The organism is Metasolibacillus sp. (assembly GCF_025291715.1).
GTDB classification, from domain to species: domain Bacteria; phylum Bacillota; class Bacilli; order Bacillales_A; family Planococcaceae; genus Metasolibacillus; species Metasolibacillus louembei.
Genome location: NZ_JAMBIZ010000041.1, coordinates 1 through 12,191, shown reverse-complemented (window position 1 = coordinate 12,191; position 12,191 = coordinate 1). Strand labels below are relative to the sequence as shown.

General features: G+C 37.3%; 14 protein-coding genes. 1 reads left to right on the top strand and 13 read right to left on the bottom strand.

The genetic code is table 11. The features are described 5' to 3' along the window. Positions 1 to 132 precede the first annotated feature (132 nt). Positions 133 to 2,091, bottom strand: coding sequence for a methionine--tRNA ligase (gene metG / locus M3Z76_RS17930; protein WP_293929457.1), 1,959 nt, complete (start codon positions 2,089 to 2,091; stop codon positions 133 to 135). Between the two features lie 413 nt (positions 2,092 to 2,504). On the opposite strand from metG, the gene M3Z76_RS17925 reads away from it, so the two are divergent. Continuing rightward, positions 2,505 to 2,789, top strand: coding sequence for a transition state genes transcriptional regulator AbrB (locus tag M3Z76_RS17925; protein WP_293929485.1), 285 nt, complete (start codon positions 2,505 to 2,507; stop codon positions 2,787 to 2,789). A 62-nt stretch (positions 2,790 to 2,851) separates the two neighbouring features. On the opposite strand, the gene rsmI is transcribed toward M3Z76_RS17925, so the two are convergent. The 12 genes from rsmI to M3Z76_RS17865 form a co-directional block, all read right to left on the bottom strand. Further along, complete coding sequence (rsmI, locus tag M3Z76_RS17920) at positions 2,852 to 3,721, bottom strand: 16S rRNA (cytidine(1402)-2'-O)-methyltransferase (protein WP_293929460.1); 870 nt, start codon at positions 3,719 to 3,721, stop codon at positions 2,852 to 2,854. A gap of 71 nt (positions 3,722 to 3,792) precedes the next feature. Beyond that, positions 3,793 to 4,056, bottom strand: coding sequence for a GIY-YIG nuclease family protein (locus M3Z76_RS17915; RefSeq protein ID WP_293929462.1), 264 nt, complete (start codon positions 4,054 to 4,056; stop codon positions 3,793 to 3,795). Beyond that, positions 4,040 to 4,789, bottom strand: coding sequence for a tRNA1(Val) (adenine(37)-N6)-methyltransferase (locus M3Z76_RS17910; RefSeq protein ID WP_293929464.1), 750 nt, complete (start codon positions 4,787 to 4,789; stop codon positions 4,040 to 4,042). Before M3Z76_RS17910 ends, M3Z76_RS17915 begins: the two co-directional genes overlap by 17 nt. A gap of 65 nt (positions 4,790 to 4,854) precedes the next feature. Beyond that, a complete protein-coding gene (gene yabA / locus M3Z76_RS17905) occupies positions 4,855 to 5,202 on the bottom strand; it encodes a DNA replication initiation control protein YabA (RefSeq protein ID WP_293929466.1) in 348 nt (115 codons plus the stop codon). Positions 5,203 to 5,314: 112 nt separating this feature from the next. Beyond that, entirely contained in the window at positions 5,315 to 6,130 is an 816-nt protein-coding gene (locus M3Z76_RS17900) for a PSP1 domain-containing protein (protein ID WP_293929468.1), read from the bottom strand. Beyond that, entirely contained in the window at positions 6,123 to 7,127 is a 1,005-nt protein-coding gene (gene holB, locus M3Z76_RS17895) for a DNA polymerase III subunit delta' (RefSeq protein ID WP_293929470.1), read from the bottom strand. The genes M3Z76_RS17900 and holB overlap by 8 nt, the downstream gene beginning before the upstream one ends. Positions 7,128 to 7,191: 64 nt before the next feature. Beyond that, positions 7,192 to 7,629, bottom strand: a complete 438-nt coding sequence (locus M3Z76_RS17890) for a YaaR family protein (RefSeq protein ID WP_293929472.1) — start codon at positions 7,627 to 7,629, stop codon at positions 7,192 to 7,194. Between the two features lie 32 nt (positions 7,630 to 7,661). Further along, positions 7,662 to 7,991, bottom strand: a complete 330-nt coding sequence (locus tag M3Z76_RS17885; RefSeq protein ID WP_066165667.1) for a cyclic-di-AMP receptor — start codon at positions 7,989 to 7,991, stop codon at positions 7,662 to 7,664. A gap of 122 nt (positions 7,992 to 8,113) precedes the next feature. Further along, entirely contained in the window at positions 8,114 to 8,743 is a 630-nt protein-coding gene (tmk, locus tag M3Z76_RS17880) for a dTMP kinase (protein ID WP_293929475.1), read from the bottom strand. A 21-nt stretch (positions 8,744 to 8,764) separates the two neighbouring features. Further along, positions 8,765 to 10,186 (bottom strand): aminotransferase class I/II-fold pyridoxal phosphate-dependent enzyme, encoded by a 1,422-nt coding sequence (locus M3Z76_RS17875; protein ID WP_293929477.1) that lies wholly within the window; start codon positions 10,184 to 10,186, stop codon positions 8,765 to 8,767. A gap of 69 nt (positions 10,187 to 10,255) precedes the next feature. Continuing rightward, the gene (locus tag M3Z76_RS17870) at positions 10,256 to 11,110 is read right to left on the bottom strand and encodes a hypothetical protein (RefSeq protein WP_293929479.1); all 855 of its coding nucleotides are present in this window, start codon (positions 11,108 to 11,110) and stop codon (positions 10,256 to 10,258) included. Continuing rightward, positions 11,103 to 11,579 carry an RNA polymerase sigma factor gene (locus M3Z76_RS17865; protein ID WP_293929481.1) on the bottom strand — a complete coding sequence of 159 codons (477 nt, stop codon included), beginning with the start codon at positions 11,577 to 11,579 and terminating at the stop codon, positions 11,103 to 11,105. The genes M3Z76_RS17870 and M3Z76_RS17865 overlap by 8 nt, the downstream gene beginning before the upstream one ends. Positions 11,580 to 12,191 lie beyond the last annotated feature (612 nt).

The following is a 12,191-nucleotide window of genomic DNA, read 5'->3' as shown; positions in this document are numbered from 1 at the left end:
GAGTTTTATATAAGGTACTATAAGCCTATATTTTTTACTTTTTTTTCATTTTTTAATTATATTGATATAATTAAATGCTTTTGAATAGAAAGAGCCTGTCGTCAAAAAATTTTCCAACAGGCTTTCCATGCATTATTTTACTTTTGCTCCATTTTCAAGCTTTGGATCTACTGTAGCTAATGTTAGTACACCATCATGTGAACCAGCTAAAATCATCCCTTGTGATAATTCACCGCGCAGCTTGACAGGCTTTAAGTTCGCTACAACGATTACCTTTTGTCCAACTAATTGTTCAGGTGTGTAATGCTCTGCAATACCTGAAACAACTTGACGCTGTTCATATCCTAAATCCACCTGTAGCTTTAATAATTTATTTGCTTTTGGCACAGGCTCACATGCTGTAACTGTTGCAACACGTAAATCAACCTTCATAAAGTCATCGATTGAAATTTCATCAACTTCTTCAGCTTCTGGCTTTTTCGGTTGCTCCTGTGGTGTTTGTACTGAGCTTTGCATTTGCTCACGAATATAATTAATTTCCACTTCATTTTCCAAACGTGGGAAAATAGGTGTTCCTTTTTCTGCTACTTTTACGTTTGGTGGAATAATATTGCCGAATGTTTCAATCGTATCCCATGCTAATAATTTATTATTTAGACCTAGTTGTTCAAAAATACGCAATGGTGTTTGTGTCATAAATGGTTGAAGCATTACGGCAATATGACGCAAGCTTTCTGCTAAATTCGCCATAACAGATGCCAATTTTGGTCGATCTGCCTCATCTTTCGCCAATACCCATGGCGCTGTTTCATCAATATATTTATTCGTTCGAGAAACGAGCGACCAAAGCTCTGCTAATACGACACTAAATTGCATTTTTTCCATGCTTTCTTCATATTTAATACGTGTCTCATTTGCATGTGCTTTTAAAGTCTCATCAAATTCTGTTGGCTGAAGATTTTCTGTTGGGATCATACCATCAAAATATTTATTCATCATTGATACAGTACGGTTTAATAAATTACCTAAATCATTCGCTAAGTCAAAGTTTGTACGCTCTACAAATGATTCTGGTGAGAATACACCATCTGAACCAAACGGTAGTTCACGCAATAAGAAATAGCGTGCCGCATCTAACCCATAGCGTTCGACTAACATTTCAGGATAGACAACATTGCCTTTAGATTTCGACATTTTGCCATCCTTCATCATAATAAAACCATGCGCAAAGACTTTTTTCGGCAATGGTAAATCTAGTGCCATTAAGAAAATCGGCCAATAAATTGTATGGAAGCGTACGATATCCTTCCCTACTACATGCACATCAGCAGGCCAATATTTATTAAATAGCTCCTCATTATCTGAGCCGTAGCCTAATGCCGTAATATAGTTCGATAATGCATCAACCCATACGTAAATAACATGCTTTGGATCTCCTGGTACTTTAATGCCCCAGTCAAAGGATGTACGTGAAACAGATAAATCTTCTAGTCCTGGCTTGATGAAATTATTAATCATCTCATTTTTGCGTGACTCTGGCTCGATAAATTCTACATTGTTTTCATAGTATTCCAATAGACGGTCTGCATATTTCTTCATATTAAAGAAATAAGATTCTTCTTTTACTGTTTGCACATCTCGTCCACAATCAGGACATTTGCCATCGACAAGCTGTGTCTCTGTATAGTATGACTCACAAGGTACACAATATAAGCCTTCATACTCACCTTTATAAATATCACCGTTGTCTAAAAATTTCTTAAAGATTTTCTCAACGCTCTTTGTATGACGCTCCTCTGTCGTTTGAATAAAATCATCATAGGAAATATCCATCAATGCCCAAAGCTTTTTCGCAGCATCCGCAATTTCATTCACATAGTCCTGTGGATTTTTGCCTGACTCAGCTGCTTTTTCTTGAATTTTTTGACCATGCTCGTCCATTCCTGTTAAAAAACGCACATCGTAGCCGCGCAGACGTTTATAACGTGCCATCGTATCTGATGCTACCGTCGTATAGGCAGTACCGATATGGAACTTACCGCTTGGATAATAAATCGGGGTTGTTATATAAAATGTTTGTTTTTCGTTCACGTAGAGTGCCTCCAATTACTTTGCAATATAGTATCTATTCTATCGAAGTACGAATTTCGTTTCAACGATAGAATATTAAAGCTTGTTGTCTGAATGGTTGATTTTAGCCTGTACTTAAAAATATTGTCACTTTCCATTCAATGTTTTTCAATAAATATCAAAACTTTCGACAAAAAATGTCGAATTTTGTAGAATTACACCGATGAATAGATTAGAATTTATTTTAATTATATCCTAATTTCTCTCAATAAAACGTGTTTTTAGCTTGTTTTTTAACAAATCATTTATAAAGTAACTTTTTTTTCAAACTAATTTATTGACGATTATGTAATTACTTGGTATGATTCATGTTAGACAAGCAATTCATGTCGAATTTTGTAGAATTGTTATACAATTTATTTTAAGGAGGAACTATTATTATGAAATCAACTGGTATTGTTCGTAAAGTCGATGAATTAGGACGTGTAGTAATTCCTATTGAATTACGCCGTACATTAGGTATTGCAGAGAAAGATGCATTAGAAATTTATGTAGATGATGATAAAATCATCTTAAAAAAATACATGCCAAATATGACATGTGCTGTAACTGGTGAAGTGTCTGATGACAACCTACGTCTTGTAGGTGGCAAATTAATTTTAAGCCCTGAAGGTGCAGAATTATTAATTAAAGAAATCCAAGAAGGCTTAAAAAAATAATGCAAAAGAGGCTTTTGAGAAATGTAGGGACTAGCCTATATTTCTCAAAAGCCGTTTGCATTTTACTGATGATATGCCTGATAGACATCTCGCTTTGGTAAATTGCGTTGCTTTGCTACTTCTTTAATGGCATCCTTCGATGAAATTTGGGTTTCTTCTATTATATAGTGTACATGCTCTTCGATTGTCATATCCGTCCAAAATTGTTGCTCATCCTCAGAATCTACCTCGGTGCCTCCCTCTAGGACAACACAAAACTCTCCACGAATTTCATTATTGCTAGCCCATTCGAGTGCTTCATCAACAGTTCCACGTAAAAACTCTTCAAATTTCTTTGTTAACTCACGCGCTAACGTAATACGGCGATTGCCTAAAACAAGCTCGATATCCTTTAATGTATCCTTTAAGCGATGTGGTGCCTCATAAAAAATAAGTGTTTCTTGGCGTTTTTTTAAGCTTTCTAGCTGTAAACGTCGATCCTTTTTATTGCGATTTAAAAATCCAAAGAAATAAAATGGCTGTGGTGTAATACCTGAGGCAATTAAAGCCGTTAACGCTGCATTTGCTCCAGGAATTGGAATAACCGCAAACTCCTCATCAATTGCCTTCATTGCAATATCAGCACCTGGATCTGAAATGCAAGGTAAGCCTGCATCACTAACAAGCGCAACAGATTTACCATCACGTAAATATTGCAAAAGCTTCTCTCCACCTGCTTCGATATTATGCTCATGGTAGCTTACAAGCGGTGTCGTTATATCAAAGTAATTACATAGCTTCTTCGTATTGCGCGTATCCTCCGCCGCAATCACATCAACTTCCTTTAAAATACGCAAAGCTCGCATCGTTATATCTTCCAAATTGCCAATCGGTGTCGCCACTAAATATAAGCATGCACCTGTCTCATGCTGGCTGCTCTTTTGTGATTTCATGCTTACTCCCCCTAACTATCATCATAAGTATACACCATTATGCTATAATCAAACAAAAAGCTAGGGAGTAGCTAATCCCTAGCGCCGCTTATGTAAATTTCCTTTTTTTCACGCGTTAATTGTTTAAAAGCATATTCTTGTTGCATTGCTTCTCGCTTTGTCGCATATTCCTCAAAGTAAATACATATGACAGGCAAGCGTGCACGCGTATATTTTGCCCCTTTACCTGCATTATGAACAGCTACGCGCCGCTCTAAATGATTTGTATAACCTGCATATAAAGAGCCATCCCCACATTGCAATACGTAAAAATAATGCTTAGCTGTGTTCTCCATATAAAAGCTCACTCACTTCTGCCGTATAATTATTGTCCTCATCATAGACATAAAGAGGTGGTAATATCTTCAAATCAGGCTTACCATCTTTAATTCCTTCTATTAATAATGTATTTGCTTCCTTGCCCATTTTCGGATAAACGAAGCGAATACGCTTTGGCTCTAAACGATGTGCGCGCATTGCTGTAACAATATCAAGCAGGCGACCTGGTCGATGAACAAAGGCAGCTTTACCTCCTTGCTTTAGCAAACGACTCGCTGCAATAATGGCTTCTTCCAATGTTAAATGTATTTCATGGCGAGCAATAGCATGATGCTCACTAATATTTTTATCGCTCATCTCATGTGCTAAAAAATATGGTGGATTACATGTGACAGCATCATATTTTTCAACACCTAATTGATCAGCCGCTTCCTTCACATCACCTAATGTCATCGTAATTTGTTGTTCCAAATTGTTGTAACGCACACTTCTACAAGCCATATCATATAATCTTGGCTGCAATTCCACACCCGTAATTTGCGCTTTTGTACGTGCACTTAAAAATAATGGCACTACACCATTACCTGAGCATAAATCAACAATATGCCCCTTATTTTTTGGTATATTCACAAAACGTGCTAGCAATACAGCATCTAAAGAAAAGGAAAATACAGAGGGACTTTGAATAATGCGTAAATCCTCTGCTAATAAATAGTCTAAGCGCTCGTCATCCTGTAACCATTGTTCCATTTGTAAACTCCCTTAGCTTTTTCATTACAAAGGAGCTATCTCATCAGACAGCTCCTTTTCATTCACTATGTTGTTTTATTTAAAAACGATAGGCAAAATAAGCAATCCTCACCTTTACGTGAGCCACCAAAATGCACATGACATACATGAAACCCTTCATGGTAAAGGCGCGCTAAATTATCATAACCTTCGCCAATATCCGCCACTTCATTTTTACGTTCCTCATTTTGTATTGCTTCATTTGCTTGCAATTCATCTAAGCGTGTCCGTAGGTGGAGATTTTCTGCTTGAAGTGTTTGGTGCTCCTCCATCATATGTGCAACAAACTGCTTTAAGTAGTTAAATTGCTCCTGTATCGCTTCAAGCTGTTGTTCGAATTCCATAACGGTATTTAAGAAATTACGGTCCTTCACTCAAGCCACCCCATTAAATCTTTATCTTTATTCAGCTGAAGTCTATTACTTTTATGAATTACGCCTTGATGTAATTGTTAGCTAACTTCAATTACACCAAGACGTATTTAACCTATATGAGATTTCCCTCACATTGCAATATTTCATCGAGCGTGTACTCTACTGTGCGCTCTTGTTCCTGTAAATATACTTGAACTAATTGCTCTAGCACATTCAAACCTATTACTTTTCCCATACCATTCGGTGTCATTGTTGTATCACCGATATCTGGCATTCCTTCTTTTGCTGCTTCATAGTCATCATTTTCATACTTTAAACAGCACATTAAACGACCGCAAAGCCCTGAAATCTTCGTCGGATTTAATGATAAGTTTTGATCCTTTGCCATCTTAATTGATACAGGATCAAAATCACCTAAAAAGGTTGAACAGCATAGCATTCGCCCACATGGACCGATGCCACCTAATAATTTTGCCTCATCGCGCACGCCTATTTGACGCAATTCAATTCGCGTACGGAAAACTGATGCAAGATCTTTTACAAGCTCACGGAAATCGACTCGTCCTTCCGCAGTAAAATAGAAAATTATTTTATTGCGGTCAAATGTATATTCCACATCAACTAGCTTCATATCTAAGCTATGTTCGATAATTTTTGCATTTGCTAAATCAAACGCACGTCTTGCCTCCGCTTGATTTTCATCAACTTGAATGCGATCGCGCTCATCCGCTGGGCGCACAACCTGTTTTAATGGTAAAACAACGTCGCTTTCTCCAACTTCCTTTGTAGGGATAATGACTTTACCATACTCAATGCCTCGCGCTGTTTCTACAATGACGTATTGATTTTCCTCTAATTCGTACATTGCTGGATCGAAATAATATATTTTGCCCGCTTTTTTAAAGCGAACACCAACTACATTATACAAATGTGTACCCCTCCTGCAGATTCAGCATAAGCTGCTCCATCAACAACGTCCTATTCATATTACGTTGTAGCTGCTGTCTAGCTTGTAAAATTGCCTGCATTTGATTCGATAGTTTCTCGTATGTCATGTGTAAGGCGATTTCCTTAAAAGCTTGTAACATATCTGGATATGTACAAGACGCTTCCATATTTGCTTTCAATGCAACAATATCGCGATAAGCAAATAGCAGTAAATCCAGCGCCTGCTCCATCTCATTTCTTTCTTTAAAGGAAGGTAACCATTCCTCATGGACGATCAACATCGATTCATGGACATTTTTTCTGACAGCTTCTATTAATTTTAACACTGTTTTTCTTGCATGTGCAAATTGCTCATCTTTCGCTAAAAAAAGTGCTGTTTCTAGTTCATTCGCTACCATGCTTACCGTAGCTGCCATCGACTGTGTGACACCTTGCTCTACTAATTGCTGTTGAATCACCTGTCGTGGTACTTGTGAAAATTTTATATGCTGACAACGTGAGCGTATTGTTGGCAATATAGATTGAATTTGCTCTGTTAGTAAAATTGCCATCACATCACCATCTGGCTCCTCTAAAAACTTTAACAACGTATTAGCAGAGGCGACATTCAATTTATCCGCATGATGCAGCACATAAATTTTACGGCCCTGCTCTGCTGCCGTCATTGTCATTTCAGAAATAAGCTCTCTCACTTGGTCAACTTTAATAAATTGTCCATCTGGTTCTATTTGTCGAATGTTTGGGTGATTACCTGTATCTACCCTTATACAATTTCGACATGTTTCACATGGAACATTATTCGACACATTTTCACATAATAAAAGCTTCACAAAAAACTGCGTAACAGCCTTTTTTCCGCTTCCTTTTTCACCATCAAAAATATAGGCATGGACCATTCTATTTTTCTCGTAAATTGTTTGAATTTGCTTTATAACTACAGGCTGTAGCATTTCCAGCTCATTCATATCATGTGCCATTTACTTCACCTTCGACCTATTCATGTTAGAAAAAAGCCCGTGTCATGTGGTTGAGACACGGGTTTTACATATATAGATTAATTAATAATCCTTTAATTTCGCCTATTTTAGCTAACAGATCAATCGTTTCCTTTTCTTCATCTAACAAATCTTGCGCTAGTTCAACTAAACGTTGATCAATTGTCTCAATGATTTTTAAACGACGGCCTTCACCAAAGCGATTCCACGTATGCGACTGCTTCATTTCAAGACCATAATCAACAGCTTCCTGTAAAAAGCGTTTAATAAGCATTTTATAACGTGTCAGCTCACGTAAATTACGCGACCTTGCCACACGCTCTCCTGCTGCTGAAATATCACCAAGCAAACGTGTCAATTGCTCTGTTTGCATTTTTGAGCCTTGCTTGACAACCATCTCTCCAAAACGATTTGCGCTTTGCGGTGTAGGCTTTAGTTCATTGCGATTTGTGTTCAGCACACGTAAATCTTGATTAATTTTCAATGAATTCCCCTCCAGCGCTCTTTATAATCTGATTAGAAATGATGGAACTGCTCAATTGGTAATACAAACACCGTAGCGCCACCAACTTCTACTTCAACAGGATATGGGATATAGGAGTCGGCATTGCCTCCCATCGGTGAAACTGGTGCTACCATTTGTTCTCGCGCTCGACAGTTTTCTCTAATAATATCCAAAAGCTTAGGTATTAATGAATCGTCCGTACCAATTAAAAATGTCGTATTTCCCGAACGTAAAAATCCACCTGTACTTGCTAGCTTAGTTGCTCGGAAATTATTTTTTGTTAATGCATTTGATAAACGGTTGCTGTCTTGATCTTGTACAACGGCTACTACTAATTTCATCCGCCCTCACCCCTTCATTAAATTATGTCCCATTTTAGAGACTTTATTTACATTCAATTTATGTTAAATGTAAAGTTGATAGTACTATTATAGCACAATCATATGTTGTAATTCATTTACTTTTAAACTATAACCTCTTTTAAAATATTCCAAACATCTTCAATTACTTCATCTAATGACTTTGAAGCATCTACTATGCGAATGCGCTCTGGATAACGACGCAATACCTCTTCATAGCCAGCATAAACCTTTTCATGAAATGCCAAACTTTCAACATCTAAGCGATTAATTTCATCCGCACGATTTGCTTGAATTCTAGCTAAACCAACTTGTGGCTGCAAATCAAAGAAAATCGTTAAATCCGGGAGATTTTTCCCTATTGCAAATTCATTAATACTCAAGACCTCATCTACTCCAAGCTCTCTAGCAAAGCCTTGATAGGCAAGTGACGAGTCAATAAATCGATCACACAGCACATGCTTGCCCGCTTGCAATGCAGGTACGACTTTTTCATAAAAATGCTGACTACGTGCTGCCGCATAAAGCAGTGCCTCCGTATGCGCATCCATTTCTGTATATGCTGGATTTAGAATGACTTCTCTAATATTTTCAGCGATGCGAATTCCTCCGGGCTCCCTCGTTGCTAGAAAGTTTACATTGTGCTCCTCTAAACGATTTATAATATCCTTCAGCACAGATGTTTTTCCAGCTCCATCTGGTCCTTCAAACGTAATAAATAAATTGCTTACCATGTTGTTATATTCCTCCAACTGCTACTTTATGACATAAATTTGCTTTTTATTTAATTGATGATCTCCTTGAAATGCTGCGCCTATTGCTAGCAGCTCCTCAAGCTGACTTAATTTTGCCAAAGTAATTTTCTCTCCTAGTATAAAGAGCGGAATTCCTGGGGGATAAGGAATAATCATCGACGCTGCTACACGTCCTATTGCATGCATATAAGGTATCCATTCCTTCTCTAATTGCGCCAATTCCTGAAAACTATATTCAGGAATTGTAATTTTCGTTAAGCTGAACTGCGTACTTAACTTTGGTGAAGCTGCACCTTCTTTTGTTAGTAGTTCTTTCACAGCCTCTTTTATACGTATACGCATATCTGCAAAAGGATATGTCTCCCCTCTTTTTAAAAGCGGCAAAATTGCTAGCACTTGCTCTGTATCTGCTAGCTCTACATATAAATGGTTTTTCTCTAGCTTTTCTTTCAATTGGAAGCCTGTATAGCCTGAAACGCGTAATAATAGCTTTAAAGGGTCATCTACTTCAATAACCGTTAAATGATCAATTGCTCGTAGCGATTCAATCCATTGAGCTCGCTTTTCCATTAAATAATGGGCATCTGCTTCAATATATGTACTTACATAATGTCTTGCATCATCTAATGAAGCTAGCAATAAATATGATGGACTGCTTGATTGTAGCATGCGCAAATATCGATTGACCTTGTCAATTTCAACTAAGCTCGATTTCACATGTAAAAATGAAGCCATCGTCATCGCTGGCAATGTTTTATGTGCTGATTGTACAACAACATCAGCCCCTAATGTTAAAGCGGATACAGGGAAGCTGGTGCTCGCACAAAAATGTGCCCCATGTGCCTCATCCACTAATACTGGAATTTGATATGTATGACACAAATCAATAATAAGCTTTAAGTGCTCTGTAACAACTCCATAGTATGTAGGCGATGTTAAAATAACTGCCTTCACATCTTGAAAATGCTGTAACGCCTCTTTCACAACGTCTACATGTATGTGTGTTGCGCTATATGTAAGCTCATCCCATTCTGGTGTTAAATACACAGGTTGTACACCAACAAGCTCTAGTGCATGAAAAATGGATTTATGTGCATTACGTTGTACAAGAACCGTATCCCCTTTTTGACAAACTGCATAAATCATTGCTAAATTACCTATTGTCGAGCCATTCACTAAAAAGAAGCTTCGATCTGCACCATACGTTTGACGTAGCAATTCCTCTGCCTCTGCAATAGCCTCCTCCGGTTGATGGAAATCATCCAACCCTGTTAATTCGGTCACATCATAACGTAAAGCATGCTGTATGTCAGCTGGCAAATATGAAATGTGCCCATTTTTATGGCCTGGGACATGTAACGAATACGGTTCTTGCTTAATAAATTTCTCTAAAGCCTCCACAAGTGGTCGTTCTCGCTTCATTTTCTTTCACTCCGTTCATAATTCTGCTTCTATTATACATGAAAAGCGTGCGAGGAATGACCTCACACGCTACATTATTAACAGAGAACTAAAGCCTATTAGAATATAACATATATGATAAACAATAATTTTGTAACGCCAGCTTTCTCCTCCATAGCGGGCTTCTAGCCATAACTTTAACCCTCCACCTATAATGGCAGCAGCAAAACTGCTAAACACAAATGGGTTTTTAAAAAGATAAAGAGGAGCAACAATAATCAATAAAGTTATTACATCTATTGCATATGACCATTTCGTTGAATACAAAGGTAGCTTCTTGCCGTTATGCCCTTGTGGACGTATTCGCTTCTCAAGTACCCATAGTAAACACATCATAATAAGCAAAATCAACAAATTATTGCTGTCTGTAAGAGGGAAAATTGGCCCGGTTAACGCATTATACAAATCGAGATTTTCTACGACATACCATTGCCCATTTCTATCACCTACATGTATATTTTCTGCCCACTCAATAAAATATTGCTCCACTACCCCATTTTCATATGTTAATTGAACCGTATATGTAATATTAGGCGTTTGAGATAGTGTAATTGGCTTCATTTCATGTAAAGCTTGTTCAAAGCTATCACGTAGTGAAGGGCTTGTTATATTTTTTACATCCCAACGATAAATAGAGCTTGGATTCCCTTCACCTAACGTCCCTAAAATTTGAACAATCGTATCAGGTTCAAACGCTGTTTTATCATACGACTTAGAAGAGGGAATTGTAATAAACAGTAAACATGCAATTAACACCATGATTGGGGGCAACACAATAGGTAATAACGGCGTACGCCTTTTTTGTAGTCGTTGCTCCAGTAAACGATATTGCAGTTCTTTCTTTTCTATGCTTGGCTTCACAGCTAATTGTTTAAAATCAAACATCCTCTTCCCTCCCCATTATGCTTCGTAGCGCTTTTAACCCCTGTGCAGTGTAGTTCTTCACTTGTACTTCTGATAGCTCTAAATAGTAGGCAACCTCTTTTACTGATAATTCTTCAATATAACGAAGAACAATCACTTCTCGATAATTCATTTTGATTTTCGCTAATGCCTTATACAGCTCCTGTACTTCTTGTGTACGCAATAACAAATCTTCAGGTAAAGGAGCCTTATCTTCATAATCTGTTTTAGTTAATGGCAGCCATTTTAATAGCCGTTTACGCCTAAAATGGTCATACACTAGGTTGCGAGCAATTCGAATCAGTAGTGCTTTTTCATTTTGCACTTGTTTCGTATGATAAAAGCGAATAAATGTTTCTTGAACAAAATCATCGACAATTGCTGGGTTTGTCGTTAAAAAGAGTATGTATTGATAGATTGCTTCATAGTGTTGCTCATATGTATCACGCACTTCATTTCCCTCCTTCTTATAATTAAAGACGAATAAGCAGCTAATTGGAATTAGTTATGGAAGAAATTTTTATAAGGAATTAGTAAAAGAGTTTAGAAGTAGCATGAATCCAGTTGAATACTCGCTCGAAAGATATGATTCATCCAATCTTATCAGGTGAGAAGTGTTTCCATACAATTAACTTGTTGTTGCGAAGCGATGTCCTATTCTCACAGGGGCACCATCAACATAGCATATTGGAGCAAAAAAATTATTTATTTTATCTTAAAACAAACTTATTTTTCATAATTTACAATGTGGAGGGCTTGAACATTTAGTGTTTATGGCAAAGTCTATCAGCAACTTTCTATGTTTTATCAGTAACTTTGATACTTCTATCGGCAAATCGTATCGCTTATACGAAGCGTCGTTCTACTCTCATAAGATTTTTCAACCATATTTTGTATTATGAGAGCTATCAAAAATAACTCGCCTATTTTGGGTAGAAATTCGCCCGATTATGCATTGAACTCGCCCGTAAAACAACTTATTTGGTCCAATTTAATTAGCGGGGGATTTTATATGCACAAAAAAACCACTGAATATTCAGTGGTCTCATTGTTGCGAAGCGAT

What these genes read in the sequence shown, in the direction of transcription:
- rsmI (WP_293929460.1), bottom strand. Translation starts at nt 3,721, where the DNA reads ATGAAATCACAAAAGAGCAGCCAGCATGAGACAGGTGCATGCTTATAT.
- M3Z76_RS17915 (WP_293929462.1), bottom strand. Translation starts at nt 4,056, where the DNA reads ATGGAGAACACAGCTAAGCATTATTTTTACGTATTGCAATGTGGGGAT.
- M3Z76_RS17910 (WP_293929464.1), bottom strand. Translation starts at nt 4,789, where the DNA reads ATGGAACAATGGTTACAGGATGACGAGCGCTTAGACTATTTATTAGCA.
- holB (WP_293929470.1), bottom strand. Translation starts at nt 7,127, where the DNA reads ATGGCACATGATATGAATGAGCTGGAAATGCTACAGCCTGTAGTTATA.
- M3Z76_RS17885 (WP_066165667.1), bottom strand. Translation starts at nt 7,991, where the DNA reads ATGAAATTAGTAGTAGCCGTTGTACAAGATCAAGACAGCAACCGTTTA.
- tmk (WP_293929475.1), bottom strand. Translation starts at nt 8,743, where the DNA reads ATGGTAAGCAATTTATTTATTACGTTTGAAGGACCAGATGGAGCTGGA.
- M3Z76_RS17875 (WP_293929477.1), bottom strand. Translation starts at nt 10,186, where the DNA reads ATGAAGCGAGAACGACCACTTGTGGAGGCTTTAGAGAAATTTATTAAG.
- M3Z76_RS17870 (WP_293929479.1), bottom strand. Translation starts at nt 11,110, where the DNA reads ATGTTTGATTTTAAACAATTAGCTGTGAAGCCAAGCATAGAAAAGAAA.